Annotated in this window: 30 protein-coding genes and 1 pseudogene; 18 read left to right on the forward strand and 13 right to left on the reverse strand. The window is 70.0% G+C overall.

Annotated features, from left to right (window positions below; all coding sequences use genetic code 11):
• Window positions 1–180: 180 nt before the first annotated feature.
• The 7 genes from BM066_RS06140 (at window position 181) to BM066_RS06170 (ending at window position 6,486) form a co-directional block, all read left to right on the forward strand.
• Window positions 181–1,143, forward strand: coding sequence for an acetyl-CoA carboxylase carboxyltransferase subunit alpha (locus BM066_RS06140; protein ID WP_089925369.1), 963 nt, complete (start codon window positions 181–183; stop codon window positions 1,141–1,143).
• A gap of 2 nt (window positions 1,144–1,145) precedes the next feature.
• Complete coding sequence (locus tag BM066_RS06145; protein WP_089925371.1) at window positions 1,146–1,355, forward strand: hypothetical protein; 210 nt, start codon at window positions 1,146–1,148, stop codon at window positions 1,353–1,355.
• A 70-nt stretch (window positions 1,356–1,425) separates the two neighbouring features.
• On the forward strand, window positions 1,426–1,860 hold the full coding sequence (locus BM066_RS06150; protein WP_089925374.1) for a carboxymuconolactone decarboxylase family protein: 435 nt from the start codon (window positions 1,426–1,428) through the stop codon (window positions 1,858–1,860).
• Between the two features lie 287 nt (window positions 1,861–2,147).
• Window positions 2,148–4,367 carry a putative bifunctional diguanylate cyclase/phosphodiesterase gene (locus tag BM066_RS06155; RefSeq protein ID WP_089925377.1) on the forward strand — a complete coding sequence of 740 codons (2,220 nt, stop codon included), beginning with the start codon at window positions 2,148–2,150 and terminating at the stop codon, window positions 4,365–4,367.
• A 168-nt stretch (window positions 4,368–4,535) separates the two neighbouring features.
• Window positions 4,536–4,997, forward strand: a complete 462-nt coding sequence (locus tag BM066_RS06160; protein ID WP_177218390.1) for a recombinase family protein — start codon at window positions 4,536–4,538, stop codon at window positions 4,995–4,997.
• 11 nt (window positions 4,998–5,008) lie between these two features.
• Window positions 5,009–5,845, forward strand: coding sequence for a helix-turn-helix domain-containing protein (locus BM066_RS06165; protein ID WP_089925384.1), 837 nt, complete (start codon window positions 5,009–5,011; stop codon window positions 5,843–5,845).
• 92 nt (window positions 5,846–5,937) lie between these two features.
• A complete protein-coding gene (locus tag BM066_RS06170; protein WP_177218391.1) occupies window positions 5,938–6,486 on the forward strand; it encodes a DUF1579 family protein in 549 nt (182 codons plus the stop codon).
• Window positions 6,487–6,651: 165 nt separating this feature from the next.
• Here the strand turns inward: BM066_RS06170 and BM066_RS06175 are convergent, their stop codons facing one another.
• From BM066_RS06175 to BM066_RS06185, 4 genes and pseudogenes are all read right to left on the reverse strand, one after another.
• Entirely contained in the window at window positions 6,652–7,671 is a 1,020-nt protein-coding gene (locus tag BM066_RS06175; RefSeq protein ID WP_089925389.1) for a beta-eliminating lyase-related protein, read from the reverse strand.
• A gap of 172 nt (window positions 7,672–7,843) precedes the next feature.
• On the reverse strand, window positions 7,844–8,941 hold the full coding sequence (locus BM066_RS06180) for a Zn-dependent alcohol dehydrogenase (protein WP_089925392.1): 1,098 nt from the start codon (window positions 8,939–8,941) through the stop codon (window positions 7,844–7,846).
• A gap of 91 nt (window positions 8,942–9,032) precedes the next feature.
• Window positions 9,033–9,121, reverse strand: a pseudogene (locus BM066_RS27330) (hypothetical protein); the annotation flags it as partial.
• 10 nt (window positions 9,122–9,131) lie between these two features.
• Window positions 9,132–9,602, reverse strand: coding sequence for a chemotaxis protein CheW (locus BM066_RS06185; RefSeq protein ID WP_089925395.1), 471 nt, complete (start codon window positions 9,600–9,602; stop codon window positions 9,132–9,134).
• 221 nt (window positions 9,603–9,823) lie between these two features.
• Between BM066_RS06185 and BM066_RS06190 the strand changes: the two genes are divergently transcribed.
• Window positions 9,824–10,243: a hypothetical protein gene (locus BM066_RS06190; protein ID WP_089925398.1), complete on the forward strand. Its 420-nt coding sequence runs from the start codon at window positions 9,824–9,826 to the stop codon at window positions 10,241–10,243.
• A gap of 82 nt (window positions 10,244–10,325) precedes the next feature.
• Here the strand turns inward: BM066_RS06190 and BM066_RS06195 are convergent, their stop codons facing one another.
• A complete protein-coding gene (locus BM066_RS06195; RefSeq protein ID WP_177218392.1) occupies window positions 10,326–11,126 on the reverse strand; it encodes an inositol monophosphatase family protein in 801 nt (266 codons plus the stop codon).
• A 269-nt stretch (window positions 11,127–11,395) separates the two neighbouring features.
• Between BM066_RS06195 and BM066_RS06200 the strand changes: the two genes are divergently transcribed.
• The 3 genes from BM066_RS06200 (at window position 11,396) to BM066_RS06210 (ending at window position 13,116) form a co-directional block, all read left to right on the forward strand.
• The gene (locus BM066_RS06200; protein ID WP_089925574.1) at window positions 11,396–11,788 is read left to right on the forward strand and encodes a hypothetical protein; all 393 of its coding nucleotides are present in this window, start codon (window positions 11,396–11,398) and stop codon (window positions 11,786–11,788) included.
• On the forward strand, window positions 11,785–12,639 hold the full coding sequence (locus BM066_RS06205; protein WP_089925401.1) for a sigma-70 family RNA polymerase sigma factor: 855 nt from the start codon (window positions 11,785–11,787) through the stop codon (window positions 12,637–12,639). Before BM066_RS06200 ends, BM066_RS06205 begins: the two co-directional genes overlap by 4 nt.
• 138 nt (window positions 12,640–12,777) lie before the next feature.
• Window positions 12,778–13,116: an endonuclease domain-containing protein gene (locus tag BM066_RS06210; RefSeq protein WP_089925404.1), complete on the forward strand. Its 339-nt coding sequence runs from the start codon at window positions 12,778–12,780 to the stop codon at window positions 13,114–13,116.
• A gap of 59 nt (window positions 13,117–13,175) precedes the next feature.
• Here the strand turns inward: BM066_RS06210 and BM066_RS06215 are convergent, their stop codons facing one another.
• The gene (locus BM066_RS06215) at window positions 13,176–13,595 is read right to left on the reverse strand and encodes a hypothetical protein (protein ID WP_089925408.1); all 420 of its coding nucleotides are present in this window, start codon (window positions 13,593–13,595) and stop codon (window positions 13,176–13,178) included.
• A 77-nt stretch (window positions 13,596–13,672) separates the two neighbouring features.
• Entirely contained in the window at window positions 13,673–14,332 is a 660-nt protein-coding gene (thiE, locus tag BM066_RS06220; RefSeq protein ID WP_089925410.1) for a thiamine phosphate synthase, read from the reverse strand.
• Window positions 14,333–14,469: 137 nt separating this feature from the next.
• Between thiE and BM066_RS06225 the strand changes: the two genes are divergently transcribed.
• From BM066_RS06225 to BM066_RS06240, 4 genes are all read left to right on the forward strand, one after another.
• Window positions 14,470–14,655 carry a (2Fe-2S)-binding protein gene (locus BM066_RS06225; protein WP_089925414.1) on the forward strand — a complete coding sequence of 62 codons (186 nt, stop codon included), beginning with the start codon at window positions 14,470–14,472 and terminating at the stop codon, window positions 14,653–14,655.
• A gap of 155 nt (window positions 14,656–14,810) precedes the next feature.
• Window positions 14,811–15,290: a bacterioferritin gene (bfr, locus tag BM066_RS06230; RefSeq protein WP_089925417.1), complete on the forward strand. Its 480-nt coding sequence runs from the start codon at window positions 14,811–14,813 to the stop codon at window positions 15,288–15,290.
• 265 nt (window positions 15,291–15,555) lie between these two features.
• Window positions 15,556–16,146 (forward strand): tryptophan-rich sensory protein, encoded by a 591-nt coding sequence (locus BM066_RS06235; protein WP_089925421.1) that lies wholly within the window; start codon window positions 15,556–15,558, stop codon window positions 16,144–16,146.
• 88 nt (window positions 16,147–16,234) lie between these two features.
• Window positions 16,235–16,873, forward strand: a complete 639-nt coding sequence (locus BM066_RS06240) for a DUF2799 domain-containing protein (RefSeq protein ID WP_089925426.1) — start codon at window positions 16,235–16,237, stop codon at window positions 16,871–16,873.
• A gap of 128 nt (window positions 16,874–17,001) precedes the next feature.
• Here BM066_RS06240 and BM066_RS06245 read toward each other — a convergent pair whose 3' ends face one another.
• From BM066_RS06245 to BM066_RS06260, 4 genes are all read right to left on the reverse strand, one after another.
• Complete coding sequence (locus tag BM066_RS06245) at window positions 17,002–17,448, reverse strand: DoxX family protein (protein WP_089925428.1); 447 nt, start codon at window positions 17,446–17,448, stop codon at window positions 17,002–17,004.
• The gene (locus BM066_RS06250) at window positions 17,445–18,227 is read right to left on the reverse strand and encodes an HvfC/BufC N-terminal domain-containing protein (RefSeq protein ID WP_089925431.1); all 783 of its coding nucleotides are present in this window, start codon (window positions 18,225–18,227) and stop codon (window positions 17,445–17,447) included. The genes BM066_RS06245 and BM066_RS06250 overlap by 4 nt, the downstream gene beginning before the upstream one ends.
• Entirely contained in the window at window positions 18,224–19,084 is an 861-nt protein-coding gene (locus BM066_RS06255; RefSeq protein WP_089925435.1) for an MNIO family bufferin maturase, read from the reverse strand. Before BM066_RS06255 ends, BM066_RS06250 begins: the two co-directional genes overlap by 4 nt.
• Before the next feature lie 141 nt (window positions 19,085–19,225).
• Window positions 19,226–19,504 carry a BufA1 family periplasmic bufferin-type metallophore gene (locus tag BM066_RS06260; RefSeq protein ID WP_089925440.1) on the reverse strand — a complete coding sequence of 93 codons (279 nt, stop codon included), beginning with the start codon at window positions 19,502–19,504 and terminating at the stop codon, window positions 19,226–19,228.
• 225 nt (window positions 19,505–19,729) lie between these two features.
• Here BM066_RS06260 and BM066_RS06265 point away from each other — a divergent pair, with 225 nt between their 5' ends.
• Entirely contained in the window at window positions 19,730–20,272 is a 543-nt protein-coding gene (locus tag BM066_RS06265) for a sigma-70 family RNA polymerase sigma factor (RefSeq protein ID WP_089925445.1), read from the forward strand.
• Window positions 20,259–20,900: an NrsF family protein gene (locus tag BM066_RS06270; protein WP_089925448.1), complete on the forward strand. Its 642-nt coding sequence runs from the start codon at window positions 20,259–20,261 to the stop codon at window positions 20,898–20,900. The genes BM066_RS06265 and BM066_RS06270 overlap by 14 nt, the downstream gene beginning before the upstream one ends.
• Window positions 20,901–21,057: 157 nt before the next feature.
• On the opposite strand, the gene efp is transcribed toward BM066_RS06270, so the two are convergent.
• A complete protein-coding gene (gene efp / locus BM066_RS06275; RefSeq protein WP_089925450.1) occupies window positions 21,058–21,627 on the reverse strand; it encodes an elongation factor P in 570 nt (189 codons plus the stop codon).
• Window positions 21,628–21,736: 109 nt separating this feature from the next.
• Between efp and epmA the strand changes: the two genes are divergently transcribed.
• A complete protein-coding gene (gene epmA, locus BM066_RS06280) occupies window positions 21,737–22,786 on the forward strand; it encodes an EF-P lysine aminoacylase EpmA (RefSeq protein WP_089925452.1) in 1,050 nt (349 codons plus the stop codon).
• 17 nt (window positions 22,787–22,803) lie between these two features.
• On the opposite strand, the gene BM066_RS06285 is transcribed toward epmA, so the two are convergent.
• Window positions 22,804–23,907: a lactonase family protein gene (locus tag BM066_RS06285; protein ID WP_089925455.1), complete on the reverse strand. Its 1,104-nt coding sequence runs from the start codon at window positions 23,905–23,907 to the stop codon at window positions 22,804–22,806.
• Window positions 23,908–23,934: the final 27 nt, after the last annotated feature.

Genomic DNA, 23,934 nt, shown 5'->3' on the forward strand with positions numbered 1-23,934 from the left:
GGGACTCAGAAAGGGTTCCCCGGCCCGCCACGGTGTCGCTGCGACGACGAGTCGCAGGCCTGGCCCGCCGTGAGCCCCGCTTGGGGCGATTTCGAGACCGGGAGCGCCAAAAGCGGTTTCGTTTTCGGCTATCGCGCTCTAGGTTCGCCACCTTTCCGCAACGGCGACGTTAAGAGACCCATGGCCGCGCATTATCTCGACTTCGAGCGACCCATCGCCGATCTGGAAAGCAAGATCGAGGAGCTGTCGCGGCTCTCCGAGACGGCTGGCCCCGGCGCGTTCGAGAGCGAGATCCAGGCCCTGCGCGATCGCGCCCAGCAACTGCGCAAGGAAGCCTATGCGGGCCTGGACGCCTGGCAGAAGACCATGGTCGCCCGCCATCCCGAGCGTCCGCACCTGAAGGACTACGTGGCCGGCCTGATCGACGAGTTCGTCGAGCTGCGCGGCGACCGCAAGTTCGCCGACGACCAGGCGATCGTCGGCGGCCTGGGCCGGTTCCGCGGCTTGCCGGTCGTGGTCATGGGCCACGAGAAGGGCCACGACACCACCACCCGGCTGAAGCACAATTTCGGCATGGCCCGGCCCGAGGGCTATCGCAAGGCCGTGCGCCTGATGGACATGGCCGAGCGCTTCAACCTGCCGGTCATCACCTTCGTCGACACCGCCGGCGCCTATCCGGGCCTGGGGGCCGAGGAGCGCGGCCAGGCCGAGGCCATCGCCCGCTCGACCGAGCGGGGCCTGGTGCTGGAGACCCCGATGGTCGCCACCATCGTCGGCGAGGGCGGCTCGGGCGGGGCCATCGCCCTGGCCGGGGCCAACAAGGTGCTGATCCTCGAGCACTCGATCTATTCGGTGATCTCGCCGGAAGGCGCGGCCTCGATCCTGTGGCGCGACGGCGCCCGGGCCAAGGACGCGGCCAGCAACATGAAGATCACCGCCCAGGACCTGATCCAGCTGAAGATCGTCGACCGCATCGTCGACGAGCCGGCCGGCGGGGCCCATTCCGACCCGGCCGCCGCCATCGAGGCCGTCGGCGACGCGGTCGAGGACGAGCTGAAGAAGCTGATGCGCCTGTCGCCCGCCGAGTTGAAGAAGCAGCGGGCCGAGCGCTTCTACGCGATCGGCCGCGAGGGGCTGCAGTAGGCGTGGGCGAAGAACGCCGCCGCAAGCGCGATGAATTCCTTGGCGAAGTCGTCGGCGGCGGCGCGGAGGTCGGCGTCGAAGCGGGCTTTGCGGCCCTGGCCGAAGCGCCGCCGGTGGCGATCATCGTCGGAGCGGTCGCCGGCTTGAGCGTCCTGGGCTTTCTGGCCTGGAAAACCTTCGCTCATTACGACGGCAAGAAAATTCGCGGTTGATGTCACGCCGGCCCCGGCCGTCTCGTCTTGCTCCCGAAGCCCAACGCTGGGCCAAATCGAGGACAAGACCATGAGCGCTGAAACCGCCCCCTTCCGCCACGACCTCAATGTTCCGGAAATCTACAAGGCTTTCATCGCCGCCGAGGCGGCGGTGGTGGCCTCGGGGATCGACAAACACCTGCTGCACCTCCTGAAACTCCGGGTCTCGCAGCTGAACGGCTGCGCCTTTTGCGTGAAGATGCATTCCAAGGAGGCCCGCGACGATGGCGAGACCAACGAGCGGCTGGACCGCCTGGTGGTCTGGGACCATGTCAGCGACTTCACCGCCAGGGAGAAGGCGGCCTTCGCCTGGGCCGAGGCCTTGACCCAGTTGCCGACCCACAGGGACCTGGCCCCGCTGCGCGCCACGCTGCGCGAGCACTTCACCGATGTCGAGGCCAGCGCCCTGACCAGCGTGATCGCCATGATCAACCTGTGGAACCGGCTGGGCGTGTCGGTGCACTGAGCGCCTTGAACGCCCCCTCCGTCCGCTTCGCGGCCACCTCCCCCGTTTTCACGGGGGAGGAGAGGATCGGCGCCGCATGCTCCTCACCCGCAACGCGGGGGAGGTGGCGCGCTGCGGATACGCAGCGTGACGGAGAGGGGCGTCGACAGCGGCGACCTCACGGTAAACGCCCCCGCAAACACTGTGACGACCCCGCGAAGTTTTCGTGAAATAGCAGCGCTTCCGACCCCGGATTAGCCAGTCGTTAGGTCAGAAATGGTCCCTCCAGCCGCGTGTGGAGGCGTAGCATGTTCACCCTGCGAGACACCGTGTCGTCCCTGGCTCCGGCCCGCGCCGACACCCTGGGCAAGACGCTGTACGAGCGGTTCCGCGAGGAGCCGGACACCCTGATCGTGCCGGTTCTGGATGCGGACGATCGTCCCATCGGCCTGGTCGAGCGCAACGCCTTCTTCCTGCGCATGGCCGCCGAATACGGCCGCGCCCTCTACGCCCTGCGGCCGATCTCGGTGCTGATGGACTCAGACCCGCTGGTGGTCGAGGCCGACGTCGAGCTGGCGGCCTTCACCAGCGACAGCCTGTCGTACCGGGCCAGCGACCTGCTGCGCGGCTTCATCGTCACCGACAACGGCCGCTATCTGGGCGTGGGCACGGTGCTGGGCCTGCTGCAGGCCGCCAACGAGACCAACCGCCGGGGCGTCGAGGCCCTGGCCGAGGCCAAGGCCAGCGCCGATCAGGCGCACACCTTCATGACCGCGGTGGTCGAGGCCATTCCGTCGATGGTGTTCGTCAAGCGGGCCGACGACCATTCCTACGTGCTGCTGAACCGGGCCGGCGAGAAGATCCTGGGCCACGCCCGCGCCGACATGATCGGCCGCACCGACGCCGACTTCTACCCGGCCGAGCAGGCGGCGATCTATCGCGAGCGCGACGCCGAGGTGATCTCGTCGGGCGAGGTGCGGGTGATCGAGGAGGACCACGTGCCGCGCCGGGACGGTTCGGTCGCCCTGCTGCGCACCAAGAAGATCGCCATCCCCGGTCCCGACGGCGCGGCCGAATACCTGCTGGGCGTCTCCGAGGACATCGCCGAGCGCAAGCGGGCCGAGGCCCAGATCGCCCGCCTGGCCCACTATGATCCGCTGACGGATCTTCCTAACCGCCTGCTGTTCCAGAAGGACCTGGCGGCGGCGCTGGGTCGGGCGGCGCGGCGCGAGGACCTGGTGGCGGTGCACTGCATCGACCTGGACCGCTTCAAGACCGTCAACGACACCCTGGGTCATCCGGTCGGCGACGCCCTGCTGAAGACCGCCGCCGAGCGCCTGCGGGCCTGCGTGCGCGAAGGCGACACCGTCGCGCGCCTGGGCGGCGACGAGTTCGCGGTGGTCCAGTGCGGCCTGACCGACCTGTCCGGGGCCACCCGCCTGGCCGGCCGCATCGTCGAGGCCCTGGCCGAGACCTTCGCGCTGCAGGGTCATCAGGTGATGATCGGCGGCAGCGTCGGGGTGGCCGTGTCGCCCAATGACGGCGCCGACAGCGACGAACTGCTGAAGAAGGCCGACATGGCCCTCTACCGCGCCAAGGCCGACGGCCGCGGGGCCTTCCACTTCTTCGAGCGGGCCATGGACGAGGCGCTGCAAGCCCGCCGGGCCCTGGAGCTGGACCTGCGCCTGGCCCTGGCCGAGGGACAGTTCGAACTGCACTACCAGCCGCTCTACAGCCTGGGCGCCGACAAGGTGATGGGCTGCGAGGCCCTGCTGCGCTGGCGCCATCCGGCGCGGGGCATGGTCTCGCCGGCCGACTTCATCCCGCTGGCCGAGGAGATCGGCCTGATCAACCCGTTGGGCGAGTGGGTGCTGCGCGAGGCCTGCCGCGAGGCGGCCGGCTGGCCCGAGCACGTGCGCCTGGCCGTCAACCTGTCGCCGGCCCAGTTCCGCGACAAGCACCTGGTGACCACCGTGGTCTCGGCCCTGGCGGCCTCGGGCCTGGCCGCCCAGCGGCTGGAGCTGGAGATCACCGAGTCGGTGCTGCTGCAGGACACCGCCGGCAACATGTCGATCCTGCACGACCTGAAGGCCTTGGGCGTGCGGATCTCGATGGACGATTTCGGCACCGGCTATTCCAGTCTCAGCTACCTGCGCAGCTTTCCGTTCGACAAGATCAAGATCGACCAGACCTTCGTGCGCGACATCCTCGACGACGCCGACGCCCTGGCGATCATCAAGGCCGTGCTCGACCTGGGCGCCAGCCTGGGCATCACCACCACGGCCGAGGGCGTGGAATCGGCGGAGCAGCTGGACGAGCTGCGCCGCCAGGGCTGTGGCGAGATCCAGGGCTACTTCATCAGCCGCCCCAAGCCGGCCGCCGAGATCGCGGCGATGCTGGGGGTGACGGTGGCGCCGCAGGGCGGCTCCATCCTCACCTTCTCCCAGGGGGAGAAGGCGGGGCCCGCGCCGCAGGCGTGGGAGGATGAGGGGATTCCGAGCCTGACGGCGCGCCGGCGGGGCGTCTGAGTGAAACCGGTGACGGCGTAACCCCTCTCCCTCCCACGCCTGCGGCGCGGGCCCCTCCCTCTTCCATTGGGAGAGGGTCTCGGTGGGCGGGAGAGGAATTATCCCCGGCCTTTCCGCCCGTCGCCCCTAGCCTCGCGTCGCGATCTTCGCCACACAGCGGCCATGCGCATGGTCGGCTATCTCAGGGTTCCGCCCGTCAGGGGCGTGGTGATCGACGGGCCGCAGTCGCAGCGGCTGTTCGAGGCCGGCTGCGACCAGCTGTTCCACGACCGCTGCTACGGCCTGGCCGTGCACAAGCCGGGACTGGACCAGGCCCTGGCGGCGATGAAGCCCGGCGACGTGCTGGCGGTGATCAACCTGCACGCCTTCGCCGCCCACCTGGTCGACCTGCTGGAGGTCCTGGCGCGGCTGGAGGCGGCGCGGGTCCACCTGCTGACCCTGGCCGAGGGGATCGACACCCGCCAGCCCGGCGGCTTCTTCATCGCCTGCGCCCAGTTGGCCCTGTTCCACGACCAGCGCCGCATGGTGCGGACGGCGGAGGAGAAGATCGTGCGCGAGGGCGGCCGACGGCCGGTCCAGACTGGACAAGCTTCCGAGCCGATCCCAGATCTCGATCCCGACGCGCCCTGAGGAGAACGGCCATGGCCCCCGCGCCCGCACTGAAGCGTCCCGGGGACGGGCGTCCGGCCGTCGGCGTGCTGCTGCGCGAGCAGCGCGGGTTGCGGCGGATGAGCCAACTGGACCTGGCCCACGAGTCCGGCGTCTCGTCCCGCCACCTCGGCTTCGTCGAGATCGGCAAGGCCCAGCCCAGCCGGGAGGTGATCTCGCGCCTGGCCGACGCGCTGGGCCTGCCGCTGCGCGAGCACAACGCCCTGCTGCTGGCGGCCGGCTACGCCCCGCAATATGGCGAGCGCGAGCTGGCCAGTCCCGCGATGGGGCCGCTCAGCCAGGCGATCGACCTGATCCTGCGCCACCAGGAGCCCTATCCCGCCTTCGTCATCAGCCGCCGCTTCGAGGTGCTGGCCGCCAACGACGCGGCCATGCGGGTCAACGCGTTCCTGATGGAGGGGCGGGCCAGCCCGCACACCAACCTGCTGCACCAGATCTTCGACCCCGACGACTTCCGTCCCGTGATCGCCAACTGGTCCGAGGTGGCGGCCAAGTTCGTCCGCCGCCTGCAGGACGAGCTGACGGCCTCGCCGGCCGACCTGGAGATCCGCCGCCTGCTCGAGGACATCCTGCGCTATCCCGACGTCCCGGCCGCCTGGCGGCTGCGCGAGCTGGGCGCCGAGCCCGAGCCGGTGCTGACCATGGTCTTCAACAGCCGCGCCGGACCCCTGCGGTTCTTCGAGACGATCACCACCTTCGCCGCCCCGCGCGACGTGACGCTGGACGAACTGCGCATCGACTGCGCCTTCCCGGCCGACGCGCGCACGGCCGAGGTCTGCGCCAGGCTGGCGGCCGGCGACCTGCGCTGACCCGCCAGGTAACGTCACTGACCTGCGAGGTAGTTGCGAGCGCCCGCCTGACCGCGCACCTCTCCCCCATGTTCAGTCGGGAGGAGCCGATCATGCGGATGGGATTGAAGGCGGCGCTGGCTCTGGCGGCGATGATCGGGACGGCGATCGCAACGGGCGTCCACGCCGCGCCCCCGGACGCCGAGCACGCGGCCCTGGCCCGCTTCGCCGGCCACTGGACGGTGAAGCAGAGCTACTGGATCAGTCCCGACAAGCCGCCCGTCGTCGACCAGGGCAAGGCCGACCTGACCATGGTGCTGGACGGCCGCCACCTGCGCCAGGAGCTGCGGATCGCCGCCAAGGACAAGCCGTTCCAGGGCCTGGGCTATATCGGCTACGACACGGCCGCCAAGACCTTCTTCAGCGCCTGGATGGATGTCAATTTCACCGGCCTGATCATCGCCAGGGGCGACTATGACGCCGCGGCCGGACGCTACACCTTCGTCGGCGAAACGCCCGACTTCGACCATCCGGGCCGGACGATCCCGCTGCGCGAGGTGCTGACCCGCCAGGACGACGACCACTTCACCTACGCCTATTACGAGACGCGCGACGGACGGGAAGCGCAGGCGGTGCGGCTGGAATATACGCGGGCGCGGTAGTCACTGCTGGGGAGCTGATGGCGGACCAGCCCTCCACGGTTGTCATCCCGGACGAGCGCGCAGCGCGAAGATCCGGGACCGGCGCGTGAACGCGGCGCTTCCGGCGTTCCCGGATCTGCGCTCGGCTTGTCCGGGATGACAGCCGTGGGGGAGATTAAATGAAGCCTACGCCACCGCCTTCAGCGCCTCGCCCAGTTCCTCGACCATCTCCGGCGTCGTGGCCCACGAGCACATGAAGCGGGCCGTGCCGTCCAGGAAGCGGTAGACGAACCAGCCCCGCTCGCGCAGCCGTTCCAAGGCCGCGTCGTCCATGTCGACGAACAGGCCGTTGGCTTCCACGGGGTGCCGCAGCGGGAAGGGCATCAGGCCGGCCAGCTTGCGGGCCATGGCGTTGGCGTGCGCCGCACGCGCCGCCCAGGGCCCGCCGTCGTTTTCTTCGCCCAGCAGGCCCAGCCACGGCGCGCTGAGGAACCGGCCCTTGGAGACCAGCTGGCCGGCGTGCTTGAGGCGGGCGTCCAGGCGCCGGGCCAGGGTCTTGTCCAGGAACACCACGGCCTCGGTCGGGGTCGAGCCGGCCTTGGTCCCGCCGATCACCAGGATGTCGACGCCGATCTTCGCCACCCGTCGCAGGTCGAACCCCGCCGCCACGGCGTTGGCCAGGCGGGCGCCGTCCAGGTGCACGCCGCAGCCCTTGGCCTTGGCCGGGGCGATCAGAGCGGCCAGGTCGTCGGCGCTGTAGACGGTGCCGTATTCGGTGGCGTTGGTCAGGGACAGGGCGGCGGCCGGCTGGCGGTACGAGACGTCGGGCTCGTTCAGGGCCAGCTCCAGCCCCGGCAGGGCGATCCTGCCCGAGGCGCCGGGCAGGCCGATCAGGCCCACGCCCTGGCCGAAGAAGCCCGGCGCGCCGGTCTCGTCGGTGCAGATGTGGGCGTGCTCGTGGGCCAGCACCGCCTCGTGCGGCCGGGCCAGGCAGGTCAGGGCGAAGGCGTTGGCCGCCGTGCCCGAGGCGGTGAACCGCACCTCGGCGTCGGCGTCCAGCAGGGCGCGGATGCGGTCGGCGGCGGCGGCGCTGACGTGGTCGGTCCCATAGCCCGACGCCGTCCCGGCGTTGGCGGCGACGATCGCCTCGATCACTTCCGGCATGGCGCCGGCGACGTTGTCGGAGGCGAAGTCGTAGCGGGCCATGGGCGGTCTCGGTGGGGGTTTCGGGGTCGTTCCGATGCCATGGCGATGGCCGGCGCGTCCAGGGGATGCGAACGGGGACACGCACCCGTCGCCCCAAACTGTTGTCATCCCGGACAAGCGCTGCGCGCTTTCCGGGATGACAATGGGAAGGGTCGTCACCCTGTCGTGGACCTCAGTCGAACACGATCACCGACCGCGCCAGCTCGCCGCGCTTCAGCTCGTCGAACGCCGAATTGACCTCCTCCAGCCGGATCCGGCGCGAGATCAGCTCGTCCAGCTTCAACTTGCCGGCCATGTAGGCGTCGACCAGGCGGGGCATGTCGACCGGGAAGCGGTTGGAGCCCATGAAGCTGCCCTGGATCTTCTTCTCGCCCAGGAAGTCGGGGCCGTGCAGCTCGATCATCGTGCCGACCGGAATCATGCCGATGATGTTGGCCGTGCCGCCCCGGCGCAGCATCTTGAACGCCTGCTCGGCGGTGACCTTCAGGCCGATGGCCTCGAAGCTGTGGTGGACGCCGCCGCCGGTCAGCTCCTGAACCTGCTTCACCGGATCCTCCGAGGCGTCGATCACGTCGGTGGCCCCGAACTGCCTGGCCAGCTCCAGCTTGGAGGGGATGCGGTCGATGGCGATGATCCGGCCGGCGCCGGCCATGGCCGCGCCATTGATCGTCGCCAGCCCCACCCCGCCGCAGCCGATCACCGCCACGGTCTCGCCGGGACGGACTCCGGATGTGTGGATCACCGCGCCCACGCCGGTCATCACCGAGCAGCCGATCAGGGCGGCGCGGTCGAACGGCATGTCGCGGCGGATGGCGACGCAGGCGTGCTCGTGCACCAGCATCTGCTCGGCGAACGACGACAGATTCAGGAACTGGGCCATCTTGGTGTCGCCGGAGCCGGACAGGTCCTCGCGGAACAGCCGCGGTTCCTCGCCCTTGGCGCGCTTGGTCTCCGGACTGACGCAGAGGCTCATATGGCCGGTCAGGCAGACCTCGCAGTGGCCGCAATAGGCCGACAGGCAGGTGATCACGTGGTCGCCGACCTTGACGGTGCGGACCTCGGACCCGACCGCCTCGACGATCCCGGCGCTCTCGTGGCCCAGCACGGCGGGCAGGGGATGGGGGTAGGAGCCCTCGACGAAGTGCAGGTCGGAATGGCAGACCCCGGCGGCCTTGGTGCGGATCAGCACCTCGCGCGGACCCGGCTTGCCGATCGACACCTCCTCGATCTGGAGCGGCTGGCCCACTTCGCGCAGTACGGCGGCCTTCATCGGCGATCTCCCTGGTTGTTGCGGGAGACCCTAGCGGGAGGGCGGGGGCGGAAGGAAGAGGGTGTTCGAACAAATGTTCGACCGTACGTCATCCTCGCCCTTCGACAGGCTCAGGATGAGGACGATGGACAGGCGGCGTTCCAATTCATCCTCATCCTGAGCTTGTCGAAGGACGAGGATATGGCAGGGCCTAGGCCGCGATCGCCACCTTGCGTTCGGGCAGGATGGCGTCCACCGCCAGCAGCACGATCATCGCCGCCTCGGTGGTGATCACCGCCGAGACCAGGGGCGAGGCGGCGTCCTCGCCCAGCGGCGGGGGCGGGCTGATGGCGCCGGCCGCGACGATGAAGCTGTCGCAGACCGCGTCGACCAGCAGGCCGGCGGCGTCGTCATGGTGCTCGACCACGATAATCACCTGGCGGGCGCTGTCGGCGGCCACGCCCTTGCCCAGGCGTTCGGACAGGTCGATGACCGGCATCACCTGGCCGCGCAGGTTGATCACGCCGCGCACATAGGGCGGGGCGTCCGGCAGCGGGGTGGCCGGGGTCACGCCGCGGATCTCGCGGACAGCGCCCACCGGCACGCAATAGGTCTGGGTTCCGACTTCGAACGACAGGATCTGCAGATCCTCGCCGGCCGCGTAGGCCACGTTCCTGGACATCGCCTGGTCGCCTTCAAGCTTTGCCGTCGCCCGTTCTGGGCGCCGTCTTGGCCGCATCCTGGCGCGGAAAGGTGAATAAATCAGCCTTGGTTTCAAGGATTTGAGCGGCGGGGCAAAGCTGACCGCCCCGTTCAGCCTGCGTTCAGCCGCCGGGGCCGAGGATCAGTCTCAAGATGGAGACGGACCCGTCGGGACGCCTCTCCGGAGAGGACGAAAGCGCCATGAACCGTAAACTGAAGACCCTCATCGGCCATGCGACCGCCGGCGTCGCCGCCCTGGCCATGGTCGCCGGCGCGACCGCCGCTTCGGCCCAGGGCTATTATCGCCATGGCGGTTACTATGGCGGCCGCCACCATCACCGCGACAACGACGTGGGCGTGGCCATCGCCGGCGGCATCGTCGGCCTGGCCCTGGGCGCCGCGATCGCCGGCAACAACAACAACCACTATCGCAGCGGGTACAGCTACGGCTACGCGCCGCCGCCCCCGCCGCCGCGCTACTACGACGGCTACGGCTACGCCCGTCCCTACGGTTACGGCTATGGCCGGGGCTATGGTCGAGGCTACGGCCGCGACTGCTGGACCACCCGCGACTACGACAGCTGGAGCGGCTCGGTCTACGAACGGACCGTCTGCCGGTAAGGGCGGCTCCTCCCGATATGAAAACGCCCCGGGCTCGCGTCCGGGGCGTTTTTGTTTAGGGGGCCGAGCGGGGTTTTGAAGGTCAGCCCGCCGCCGCCCGCAGCCGCTCCAGCACCTGCGGGTGCAGTTCCTGGTTGGCGGCCAGGATCGAGGCGCCGCCGACCGGGTCGCCGTGCTCCTCGATGGTCGAGACCTTGCCGCCGCTTTCGGTGACCATCAGCACGCCGGCCGCCACGTCCCAGGGCTTGAGGTTGCGCTCCCAGAAGCCGTCGAAGCGGCCGGCCGCGACCCAGGCCAGGTCCAGAGCCGCCGCGCCGAAGCGGCGCACGCCGGCGACCTTTTGGCTGATCTGGTGCAGCTCCTTGAGGAACTGGGCGTGGCCGGGCTTGCCCAGGAACGGGACGCCGGTGGCCAGGATGCTTTCGTCCAGGTGGCGGCGGGCCGCGACGCGCAGGCGCTTCTCGGCGCCCAGGAACGCGCCCTTGCCCTTCTCGACCCAGAACAGGTCGTTGGTGATGGGGTTGTAGGTGACGCCGGCCACCACCTCGCCCTCGCGCTGCAGGGCGATGTTGACCGCGAAGTGGGGGATGCCGTGCAGGAAGTTGGTGGTGCCGTCCAGCGGGTCGACGATCCAGGTGTGGGTCTTGTCGGTGCCCTCGACCAGGCCGCGCTCCTCGCCCAGGAAGCCGTAGCCGGGCCGGGCCTTCTCCAGGATCTCGAAGATCACCTGCTCGGCCTTCTGGTCGGCGGCGGTGACGAAGTCGGCGGGACCCTTCTTGGACACCTGCAGCTCGGTGACCTCGCCGAAGTCACGGGCCAGTCCGCGCGCGGCCTTGCGGGCGGCGTCGATCATCACGTTCAGGAGGGCGGAAGCGGTGGCCAAGGCGGATGTTCCTCATAGGTCCCCCTGCGCGGCGTCATGAGCGTGACGGCGGGGGATAGGCATGCGGGCGGATAGAAAGATCGGGAAAGCGGGCGCGATACCTAGTCGCGTAGGCGCGCGAAAGCAAGGCGAGGGGATTTTGAACGCATTTCCCCACCTCCGCTCATCCCGGCGAACGCCGGGATGAGCGGATTTTGAGAGGATCCAACGCGCCATGTCACATCCGCCGACGCCATCTCGTCCTGTCCCCGAACACGGAGACGATGACCATGCGATGGGTGAAATGGATCCTGCCGGTGCTGCTGGCGATCAACGGCGCGGTGATGATGCTGGCTCCGGCCTGGTGGTACCAGCGCGTGCCGGGCGTCATCGAGACCGGGGCGCTGAACGACCACTTCGTGCGCGACATCGGGGCGGCCTACCTGGCCTGCGCCGTGGCCCTGGGCTGGGCGGTCAGGGATCCGGTCCGCGGCTTGGGCGCGGCCCTCGCCGCGGCGGCCTTCCTGACCCTGCACGCCGCCATCCACCTGGTCACCCCGTTCTGCGGCACGGTCCTGCCGTGGCCCTTGCTGCTGCGCGACTTTCCGGGCGTGTTCCTGCCGGCGATCATCAGCCTGCTGGTGGCGCGATCGTGCATCCGGCGCCAGAAGGTGAGCGCATGAGCGACCAGGACGCGATCTTCGAGGAACGGCGCGGCGCGATGACCGGCCTGGCCTACCGCATGCTGGGCTCGCGGGCCGACGCCGAGGACGTGGTGCAGGACGCCTGGATCCGCTGGCGCGGCGTCGAGGCCGGCGAGGTGGCCAATCCGGCCGGCTTCCTGAACAAGGTGGTCACCCGTCTGTGCCTGGACCGGCTGAAGTCGGCCCGCGCCCGGCGCGAGGTCTATGTCGGCGAGTGGCTGCCCGAGCCGGTGGTCGACGACGACCATGAGCGCCTGGGCGAGGACCTGTCTGTGGCCTTCCTGCTGGCCCTGGAGCGCCTGACCCCGCTGGAGCGCGCCGCCTTCCTGCTGCACGACGTGTTCGACCTGCCGTTCGCCGAGGTGGCCAGGACCCTGGGCCGCGGCGAGGCCGCCTGCCGCCAGCTGGCCGCCCGGGCCCGCGGGCACGTCAAGGCCGGCAAGCCGCGCTACCGCCCTAGCCCCGAGGAGGAGCAGCGCCTGACCGGCGCCTTCCTGGCCGCGACGATGAGCGGCGACGAGAGCCTGCTGCGCGGCATCCTGGCCCAGGACGTGGTTCTGCACGCCGACGGCGGCGGCGTGGTCAGCGCCAATCTCAACCCGGTGTCCGGCCTGGAGAAGGCCGTGCGCCTGCTGATGGGCATCAAGAAGAAGTGGCCGGCCCCCGAGGGCACGACCGCCCGCCTGGCGCGGATCAACGGCGCCCCCGGCATCGTGCTCAGCCACGACGGCGTGGTGTTCCAGACCATGGGCCTGGAGATCGCCGACGGCCGCATCGCGGCGGTTTACACGATGCGCAATCCGCAGAAGCTGGCGCGGTTGAATTCGTAGGGCGCTTTTCACCCTCTCCCGGAGGGGAGAGGGAGGGGCCCGCCGCGCAGCGGTGGGAGGGTGAGGGGTGACGCCGTTAAAAGTGAAACCCTGATTACTTTGCTTGCCACGTTCCCGATTTGATCTGTTCATCTCGTCATGAACCCGATCCCCAACGCCCGCCGTCTACGTCGCGGCCAGACCTTGGCCGAGGAAAAGCTCTGGGCGATCGTGCGAGGTCGCCGGCTCAATGGCTGCAAGTTTCGCCGCCAAGTCCCGATCGATCGTTATTTCGCGGACTTCGCCTGCTGGGATGCGAAGCTCGTCGTGGAACTGGACGGTCCGTCGCACGAGGACCGAGAGCTTCATGACTTGGCGCGGACTGAGATTCTGGAACGTTCTGGATATCGTGTCCTGCGGTTCGACAACGAGCTTGTGCTGGCCGACCCTGGCGGCGTGGCCGAGGCCATCGGCGCGGCGCTCCGGCTAAGGGCGTGACCCCTCACCCTCCCACGCTTCGCGCGGGCCCCTCCCTCTCCCCTCCGGGAGAGGGGGGGTCAGGGCAAAGCCACCTTCGGCAGCGTGTCCTTGGTTTCGCAGGCCACGCGGCCGGCGCCGCCGGCGGCGCCCTTGATGTCCTCGATCTTCTCGCCCGTGCGCCAGCCCTTGGGCAGGCCCTGGTCGCCGGTGAAGTCCATGCCCAGGTCGATCCACTTGTCGGTCGCGCAGTCGAGGGCGAACACCATGATCGGGCCCTTGTCGGCCGGCCAGCCCTTGTAGGGGCCGTTGGGCCGGCCCTCGGCGATGCGGATCACGATCAGGCCGGAGGTCTGGTCCATCCGCATGAAATCGGCGTCGTAGAAGATCTTGGCCTCGCCGGGGGAGGGCTTCCAGTTCTCGGCCCGAACCGCGCCGACCGTCGCCGTCGCCAGGCCCAGGACGGTCACGCCAAGCAAACACAGACCAAGCCGCCACATTGGGCGTCCTCCCCGTATTTTATCGCTGGGAACAGGCTACGCCTGACAAGCTTGGGCGGCAAGTTCCCAGAACGGCGTTATCCCTCCCGCGCGGCCCGGCGCGCCTCCAGCCCCTGGGCGATGGCGGCGTTGATCGCCGCGACGCCGGCCGCCGGACCGCCGGGGTGCTTCCAGACCCCGGCCGAGACGGCCAGGAAGTCGGCCCCCGCCGCGGCCAGGCCGGCGGCGTTGTCGGCGGTGATCCCGCCGATCGCCACCGATGGGACCTCCATGGTTTCCTGCCAGATCGACAGGATCTCCGGGTCGGCGGTGGTCGGGGCGTCCTTGGTGGTGGTCGGGAAGAAGGCCCCGAAGGCCACGTAGTCGGCCCCGGCCTCGGCGGCCTCCATGGCCAGGTGGCGGCTGTCGTGGCAGGTGACGCCGATCATCGCGTTGGGCCCCATGATCTTGCGGGCCTCCTTGTAGGGCGTGTCGCTCTGGCCGACATGGACGCCGTCGCAGCCCAGGCGCGCGGCCAGGTCGGGACGGTCGTTGAGGATCACCGCCACGTCGCGCGACCGGGCGATGGGGCTCAGCACCTGGACGGCGGCGGCGATCACGTCGTCGGGGGCGTCCTTCAGGCGGATCTGCAGCGCGGCCACGTCGCCCCCGTCCAGGGCGGCGGCCAAGTCGCGGCCGAAGGCGGCCAGGTCGTCCAGGGCCGGCGGGGTGATCAGGTAGAGGCGGCAGTCGGTCATGGGCCGGGATTACGCCGATTTGCCTGAAGGCGCGAGAGCGGCGCCCGCTGAGTGGGTTTGTCGCACTGCGAGTCAGTTGCAAAAGCCCTTCGTCTCAGCTACATGAGAATGACAATCATTCGGCGGGACCTGTTTCCTTGTACGTCTGCAACTGTAACGGCATTCGCGAGCGGGAAGTCCGCGCCGCCATCGACGCCGGGGCCACCCGCCCGGCCGACGTGTTCCGTCACAAGGGCTGCCAGGCCCAGTGCGCCAAGTGCGTCTGCGAGATGCGCCAGATGATCCAGGACAACCGCCAGGCCCTGGCCTTCGCCGCCGAATAATCGGCCGGGATGAGCGGATCTTAGGGTGTTTTCCGCTCACGCGAAGCAGTCTCACGCTTTTCCGTGAGGCTGAGAAACACTTGCAGACATAGCGGTTGATGCAATCTGGCCGATGGATCAGGGTCCCCCGGAATTTCGAATCTGAGGAGGCCGCCATGCAAGGCGATCCCGGCATCATCCGGCTCTTGAACGCGGTGCTCACCAACGAGCTGACGGCGGTGAACCAGTACTTCCTGCACGCGCGGATGTACGACAACTGGGGCTTCAAGCGCCTGGGCAAGATCACCTACGACGAGTCGATCGGCGAGATGAAGCACGCTGACAAGCTGATCAACCGCATCCTGTTCCTGGAAGGCCTGCCCAACCTGCAGGACCTGCACAAGCTGAAGATCGGCGAGACCGTGCCCGAATGCCTGGCCAGCGACCTGTCGGTCGAGCTGGGCGGCCGCGAGACCCTGATCCCCGGGATCATCCAGTGCGAACAGGCCCGCGACTATGTCAGCCGCGAACTGCTGCGCGAGATTCTCAGCGACACCGAGGAGCACATCGACTTCCTCGAGATGCAGCTGGGCCTGGTCAAGTCGCTGGGCGAGCAGAACTACCTGCAGAGCGCCGTGGGCGAACTGCCGGCCTAGGGATCTGGCGACGGAGGGACGCCCCCTCCGTCGGGCTTCGCCCGCCACCTCCCCCGTTTCACGGGGGAGGAGAGAGATGCTGCATCTTCCTCACCCGCGCAGCGGGGGAGGTGGCGCGATGCGAATACGCAGCGTGACGGAGGGGGCGTCCCTCTGACGGCGGGCAGTGCGGAACGCGACCCTCGAAACCCTCGAAACCCCTTCGTGGCCTGGGAACCAAGCTCCAGCTAGACGGTTACAAGCATGTTTAGCGAGGAGTTCCGTCATGCACATCCCGAACGGCCGGTCCCCCGGGAGGCGGGCTCACGCCGGCCGCGAGTCGTTCGAGATGGACGTCAAGGCCGACACCGCCAGCACGGCCGGCGCGCAACTGGTCTTGGGCCTGGCCCTGGCCGGCGGCGCGATCCTGGCCTCGACCCTGCTGGGCCGCCGCCACGAGCGGATGATCGACGACGAGGAATATGCGGTCGGCTACGCCGAGATGCACGAGCCGGTCGCCCATCAGCCCAAGGCCCTGACCAGCCTGATCCTGCCGCCGCTGTTCATCGCCATGACCCTGTCGGGCCTGCGCATCTGGAACGCGCCGTCCAGCCCCACCCGCACCCGGGCTCTCACCCTCTGGAGCCTGGTCCAGGGCTTCAACGCCCTCTGGCTGGCCCTCGGCGCCAAGCGCGTCGGGGGTCAGCTTGCGGCCGCGACCGCGTCCCTGGCCGCCTCGGGCGCCTATGCGCTGCAGGCCCGCAAGCTGGTGAGCCCGGCCTCGGGCTTCAACAGCCCCTACCTGGGCTGGCTGGGCTTCGCCAACGCCCTGACCGAGGAGCTGTGGAAGCGCCCGCGCCGGGTGACCGTCCACTGAAATAACACCGGTTCCCAGTCGTTCAGGGGCCGTTCAGGCGGCCACGCCTTAGCTTCCCTCAAAGCCGCGCTTAGGGGGGAGCTTTCACATGAATCGTCGTCTCTGGATCCTGGGGGCCGCTGTCGCGACCGCCGCCCTGGCCGGTTGCGCCACCATGAGCCAGGAGGCCTGCCTGCAGGGCGACTGGGCCGGCGTCGGCTTCAAGGACGGCCAGGCGGGGCGGCCGCAGAGCCGCCTGGACGAGCACGCCAAGGCCTGCGCCAAGGCCGGGGTGATCCCCGAGGCCGCGCCCTATTTCGCGGCCCGAGACCAGGGGCTGAAGCTCTATTGCACCCAGGACCGCGGCTTCGACGAGGCGCGCAACGGCAATTCCTATGCCGGAGTCTGCCCGCAGGGGGCCGAGCGCGGCTTCCTGGTCGGCTATGCCGACGGCCAGCTGGTCCACGACGCCGTCTCGCGCCTCAACCAGGCGGAATCGGACCGCGACAGCGCCGACCACCGCGCCGAGAAGCGCGACCGCCAGGCGCAGGGCGTCGAGGACGAGCTGAGGAATCCCAAGCTCAATGACGAGCAGAAGCACGAGCTGCGCGATCGCCTGAACCGTCTGCGGGCCGAGCGCCGCCAGGCGGTGGAGGACGGCCGCCGCGCCGACTGGGCCGCCCGCGACGCCGCGCAGGAAGTGGCCGAGCTGCGGCATCGGTTCGGGGCGCGGTATGGGGGATGGTGAGCGCGGCCGGCCGCCCCCTCAGCGCGCCACTCCCCCCGCTGCGCGGGTGAGGAGGATGTCGCGCTGACCTTCTCCTCCCCCGTGAAACGGGGGAGGTGGCGGGCGAAGCCCGACGGAGGGGGCGTCCGTCACCGTATCCCCACCACCCGGTCCAGACTCCACCGCCCCCCGCCCCTCGCCGCCAGGAACAGCAGGATCGCCGCCCACGACAGGTGGGTGCTCCAGGCGTCGGGATAGACGAACACCTCGATCACCAGGGTCATGCCGAGGAAGGCCAGGGCCGAGAGCCGGGTGAACAGGCCCAGCACCAGCAGGATCGAGAACAGGTGCTCGCTGTAGGTCGCCAGGTGGGCGGCCACGTCCGGCGGGATCAGCGGCAGGGCGTAGTCGTCGGCGAACAGCGAATAGGTCCCGTCGGTGATGTGCAGGATCCCGTCGACCTTGGTGCGGCCGGACAGGAAGAACACCGAGGCGACGCCCAGGCGGGCGACCAGGGCCAGCATGTCGTCGGGCAGGGCGCGATGGGCCAGGGCGGCCAGGGCGTCGAACGGGCGCTTCAGGGGCAGGGTGGTCATGCGGGATCTCCAGGGGCGAGGCCGCTGAACACGCCGTCGGCGATCAGGGCGGCGAACAGGGCGGCAAGGTCGGCGGCGGGGTCGGCCTCGGCGGCGGCGGTGATCGCCTGGCCAAGGCTGGCGCCGTCGCGGGCTATGGCGTCCAGGAAGGCGAAGCCGGCGAGGTCGAGCTGGCGGCTGCGCACCGTGTCCTCGGGACGGACGACCAGCACGCCTTGCGGGTCGTCGACCAGCGTCATCTCGCCCGGCTCGGGCGCGCGGGCCGCCAGCCACAGGCCGGGCAGGCCGCGGTCGAACCAGGCGAAGGCCAGGCTGGGGTGCAGGCGCGGCCGGGCGGCGGCCAGGACGTCCGGCGCCAGGGCGAAGGCCTCGGCGGCCAGAGGCTCGGCCTCCGGCGCGAACAGGGCGGTGGTCCACATCCGGTCGAGCCGGGCCATGGCCGGCAGGTAGGGCAGGTCGTCGGCCGGCGGAAAGCGCGCCAGCCAGTCCGCGAACCCCTCGCCATAGGCCAGCAACGCCGCGCCGGCCGGCGGATTGTCGCGGGCGAACAGGGCGGCGGCGGCCCGGAACCAGTCGTCGCCGACCAGGCTGGCCACGGTCGGGAAATTGGCCGCTAGGGCGTCGATGCAGCCCTTGGCGATGGTGTTGCGATAGACCGACAGGCCGGCGGGTTCGGCCTCGCCGTCCGGCAGCCAGGCGGCGAGGGGGGCGGCGGTGCGTTCGGCCAGGGCGGCGACGAAGGCGTCCTGGAACTGGCTCAAGGCGCTTTGCATCGTCATTCTCCCGACGCGGCCGGGAGCGGCTGGGGACGGGCGCCTGCGCCTGTCCCCGTCAGCATGCCGTGCGCGCGGTCCCGCTCGGCCATCAGCACGGCGAACGCGGGGACGTCGTCGTCGCGCTCGATCAGGGTCGGGCGGGGGCCGATACGGTCGACCAGGCGGCGGTACAGGACCCAGACGGGCTCGGCGACCGGCGCGCCGTGGGTGTCGATCAGCAGGGCCGAGCCGCCTTCATCCGGGCCGTGGCCGGCCAGGTGGATCTCGCCGACCGCCTCGGCGGGCAGGGCGTCCAGATAGGCCTCGGCCGCGTAGCCCAGGTTGCTGGCGCTGACGAACACGTTGTTGACGTCGACCAGCAGGCCGCAGCCGGTGCGGCGGGTCAGGTCGATCAGGAAATCGGTCTCGTCGAGGTCGTGGCCGGCCAGCGGCAGGTACAGCGACGGGTTCTCGACCAGGATCGTCCGTCCCAGGACGTCCTGGGTGCGGCCGATGTTGCCGGCGATGCGGTCAAGGGCGGCGCGGGTGCGGGGAAAGGGCAGCAGGTCGGGCTGGTGGACGCCGCGCCAGGCGCTCCAGGCCAGGTGCTCGGAGACCACGAACGGCGCGAACCGGTCGGCCAGGGCCTTCAGGGCGGCCAGGTGGCCGGGATCCGGATCGGCGTCGGCCGCCAGGGACAGGCCCACCCCGTGCAGCGACAGCGGACGCCGCTCGCGGATCGCCTCCAGCGCGCGCAGGCGCGGCCCGCCGGCGGCCATGTAGTTCTCGGGATGGACCTCGAACCACAGGCCGTCGGCGTCGCTGACGAGCGCTTCGGCGTAGTGCTGGGGCTTGAGGCCGAGGCCGGCGGTGGGGGGCATCTTTTCAATCCAAACCTGTCATCCCGGACAAGCGAAGCGCAGATCCGGGACCGCCGGAAACGCATGCGCTCTGGGTCGGTCCCGGATCTTCGCGCTGCACGCTACGTCCGGGATGACAACGTTTTTTTGGAGCGGCTTTGCTTACGCCTTCGGCGTCAGCGAGCCCGTGCCGTTCGGGGTCTTGATGCTGGTGCAGGTGCCCTTGGCGACCTTCTTCCAGGCGTCGCCCTGATAGTCGACCTTGGAGGTGCCCGCGCAGCTGGTGCCGGCCCCGGCCTTGCAGTCGTTCTGGCCGGCCTTGGCCACGCCGTAGCACTTTTCCATCTCGGCCTTGGCCGGCTTCATGTCGTCGCGGGCCATGGCCGCGCCGGCGCTCAGGGCGAACACGGCGGCGAGGGCGAGGGCGGGGGTCTTGTGCATGAGGACGTTTCCTTCGTCTGGGTCCGGCCGCGCCCGGCGCCGTTCGTCGGCCCGTCCTGCGCGGTCAAGGGGGAGTTACGGACGGGGGCGGCGGAAGGTTACACCGGTATCCGAACAAAAACGCGGCGCGCCGAAAATCGCCGGACCGGTTCCCGCCTCCCCCGCTTCCCGCCTTGAGCGACGCGGTGTAACCATCGGCCGATCTCGCGCGAACAAGGGGGAGGCGTGACGGAAACCGAAGCCGCCCTGAAGGCGCTGATGCTGCTGGGCCTGGACGGCGACGCCCCGGCCTATCGGCTGCTGCTGTCCCAGCTGGGCGGCCGGCTCCGCGTCTATTTCGAGCGCCGCATGCGCGACGCTCCCGGCGATGTGGAGGATCTGGTGCAGGAGACCCTGATGGCGGTGCATACGCGGCGCGCGACCTATGATCGCGCCCAGCCGTTCACCCCCTGGGCCTTCGCCCTGGCGCGCTACAAGCTGATCGACCACTGGCGCCGCCGCAAGGTGCGGGCGGCCGTGCCGATCGACGACTATGTCGAGGTCCTAGCCGCCTACGCCCCCGAGCCTGGGTCGGCCATGGACCTGGATCGGGCGCTGGAGACCCTGCCCGAGCGCCAGCGCAGGCTGGTGCGCGACGTCAAGATCGAGGGCCTGAGCCTGGCCCAGGCCGGCGAACGGGCCGGCGTCTCGGAAGGCGCGGCCAAGGTCGCCCTGCACCGGGCGCTGAAGAGCCTGGGAGAAAGGATGCGCGGTCGTGCGGACGGATGATCTGATCGATCAACTGGCGGCCGACCCGCGCGCCGTTCCGGCCGGGACGGTGCCGCGCCGCTTCGCCGGCGTGGCCGTGGTCGGGGCCCTGGCGGCCCTGGTCCTGGTGCTGGCCTGGCTGGGAACGCGGCAGGACCTGGCCCAGGCGATGACCGGCCGAATGTTCTGGATGAAGGCCGCCTACACCGCCCTGCTCGGCGTGGCGGGCTTCTGGGCCCTGGAGCGCCTGGCCCGGCCCGAGGGCGTCGCGAGGAAGGCGCTGCTGTTCGGAGCCCTGGTGCTGGCGTTGTTCGTCGGCCTGGGCTTCGGCCAATGGCTGGCCGCCGATCCGGAGCACCGGCGGCTGATGATGATGGGCGGATCCTGGAAGGTCTGCGCCCGCAACATCCTGGCCCTGGCCCTGCCGGGGCTGGCGGCGACGCTGGCGGTGCTGCGCGGCATGGCCCCGACCCGCCCGGCCCTGACCGGCTTCGCGGCCGGCGCCTTCGCCGGCGGGGTGGCGGCCACGGTCTACGGCCTGCACTGCGGCGAGAGCACCATGGTGTTCGTGGGGACCTGGTACACCCTGGGGGTGCTGGGGACCGGGGCGCTGGGCGCGCTGGTGGGGAAGTGGGCGCTGCGGTGGTGAGCGCTTCCCAATCCCAATACAAAAAGCCTGTCATCCCGGACGAAGCGCGGAGCGCGAAGATCCGGGACCGGGCCGAAGCGCTGAGCTCTGGCGTCGGTCCCGGCTCTCCGCTTCGCTGCGGCCGGGATGACAGGCTTTTGAAAGCTCTGGGCGGACCCTAGTCCTTCGCCCGTTCCTGGTACGAGCCGTCCTCGGTCAGGATGATCACCTTGGTGCCGGCCGCGATGTACGGCGGGACCATGGTGCGCACGCCGTTGCTGAGCACGGCGGGCTTGTACGAGGACGAGGCGGTCTGGCCCTTCACCGACGGCTCGGTGTCGACGATCTCCAGCACCACGGTGCGCGGCAGCTCCAGGGCGATCGGCACCTCGTTGTGCGTCGACAGCTGGACGGTCATGCCTTCCTGCAGGTAGGCGCCCAGGTCGCCGACCACCTCTTCGCTCGCCACCAGCTGGTCGTAGCTTTCCGGGTTCATGAAGTGGTAGCCCTCGCCGTCCTGGTACAGGAAGGTGTGGTTGCGCTGGTCGACGAAGGCGCGCTCGACCTGCTCGGTCGTGCGGTAGCGTTCCGACACCTTCACCCCGTCCGAGATGCGGCGCATGTTCAGCTGGGTGACCGGCGTGCCCTTGCCGGGGTGGATGTTTTCGGCGTTGAGGACCACGTAGAGCTTGCCGTCCATATCGACGACGGAACCCTTCCTCAGCGAGCTGGCGGCGACTTTAGTCACTTAGTTCGTCCTTGATCCCGCGGCGGCCGGGGCCGCGCGAATTTGCGTTGGATATCGCCCTCCTATAGCGATCCTCGCCAAGTTCGCCAGCCCGACCAGAGCGTTTCCCGTGCCGACAGCCTCATCCTCGCCCTGGTGGCGACCCGAAAACCACGCCGACCGGCGGCCGTTCCTGCTGGTCCGCAACCGGATCAAGGCCGCGTTCCGGTCCTGGTTCGAGGCTCGCGGCTTCCTGGAGGTCGAGACCGCGGCCCTGCAGGTCTCGCCTGGCAACGAGGCGCACCTGCACGCCTTCGAGACCGCCGCCCTGACGCTTTCCGGGGAAAGCGCGCCGCTCTATCTGCACACCTCGCCGGAGTTCTCGTGCAAGAAGCTGCTGGCGGCGGGCGAGCGGCGGATCTTCGATTTCGGCAAGGTCTGGCGCAACCGCGAGCGCGGGGCGCTGCACCATCCGGAGTTCACCATGCTGGAATGGTACCGGGTCGGCGAGCCCTACCAGGCCCTGATGGACGACTGCGCGGCCCTGCTGGCCCTGGCGGCGGAAACGGCGGGAACCCCCCAGTTCCGCTTCCGCGGCCACGTCTGCGATCCGTTCGCCGCGCCCGAGCGGGTGACGGTGGCGCGGGCCTTCGCGCGGCACGCTGGCGTCGACCTGCTGGCCTCGATCGGGGCCGGCGGCGAGACCGACCGCGACGCCCTGGCGGCCTCGGCCCGGGCGGCCGGGATCCGCGTCGCCGACGACGACACGTGGGCCGACGTGTTCAGCCGGGTGATCGTCGAGCAGGTCGAACCGAACCTGGGCGTCGGCCGGGCGACGATCCTCTGCGAATACCCGACCGCCGAGGCGGCCCTGGCCCGGCCCAAGCCCGGCGACCCGCGCGTGGCCGAGCGGTTCGAGCTCTATGCCTGCGGCGTCGAGCTGGCCAACGCCTTCGGCGAGCTGACCGACGCCGGCGAGCAGCGCCGCCGCTTCGAGGCCGAGATGGACGAGAAGGCCCGGGTCTATGGCGAACGCTATCCGCTGGACGAGGACTTCCTGGCGGCGTTGGAGATCATGCCGCAGGCCTCCGGCTCGGCCCTGGGCTTCGACCGCCTGGTGATGCTGGCGGCCGGCGCGTCGCGGGTGGACCAGGTGCTGTGGACGCCGGTGGCGGGGTAGGGGGCGCCGCGCCGGGCCTACGGCAGCGGGACCAGCATCACCGGCCGTGACATCTCGAACCGCTTCCCGGTCGCCGTCAGCCGGCCGTCCGCCGCGACGCGGAACACAGCGATGTCGTTGCTGCGCTGGTGCGCCACGAACAGGCGCTTCCGCGCCTCGTCCAGCAGGAAGAACCGGGGCCAGTCGCCCCCCGTCGCGATCGTCTGCAAGGGGGTCAGCAGGCCGTCCGCGCCGATGCGGAAACTGGCGATCGAGTTGTGGCCGCGGTTGGACATGTAGAGCACGTCGCCGGCGGCGTTGATCGTCAGATGCGCCGCCTGGCTCTTGCCGGCGAAATCGGCCGGCAGGGTGCTGACGGTCTGCAGGGCGGTCAGGGTTCCGTCCGGCGCGCGCGCGAAGGCGACGACGGTGTTGGCGTATTCGGTGACCACATAGGCGAAGCGGCCCTTGGGATGGAAAGCCATGTGGCGCGGTCCCGACCCCTTGGGCAGGGTGGCGGCGACGGTCGGGGCGCCGACCGTCCCGGACCTGGCGTCGTAGGGATAGGCGCGGATCTCGTCGTGCCCCAGGTCGCTGACATAGAGGCGGTCGCCCTCCGGCGACCACTGGACCCAGTGGGCGTGGCCGGCCTCGAACGCCGTCTTCGGCTCGCCGGCCGCGTGCAGCACCTGGGGGCCGGGCTGGATCGCGCCGGTGGCCGGGTCGAGGCGGAAGACCGCCACCACGTCGCCGAAATAGTTGGCCACGGCCAGGCGGCTCTTGTCGGGGCTGAGGGCCAGGTAACAGGGCGCGCCGGCTTCGGACGGCTGGACGGCCAGGGGCTTCAGCGTCCGGCCGTCCGGCGACAGTCGGTAGGCGCCCACCCGCCCGGCGCTCTCGATCTCGTCGGTGACGTAGAGCCGACCGGTCTTGGGGTCGTGCAGCGCGAACGAGGCGTTCTCGACGTCGGCGAAGGTCCGCACGGCGGTGAAACGGTCGGTCGCCGCGTCGAACTTCAGCAGCGACATGCCTTTGTGGCCATCGGCGCTGTAGGTCCCGACCAGATATCGCGTCTCGGCCAGGGCCGCGCCCCCGCCCAACATCACCGCCGCCGCGAAGACCAGGGTGGAGATCAGTTTCATGGTCGGGCGCTCCGTTTGGAAACGCTT

This window comes from Caulobacter sp. UNC279MFTsu5.1 (assembly GCF_900114015.1).
Classification (GTDB): domain Bacteria; phylum Pseudomonadota; class Alphaproteobacteria; order Caulobacterales; family Caulobacteraceae; genus Caulobacter.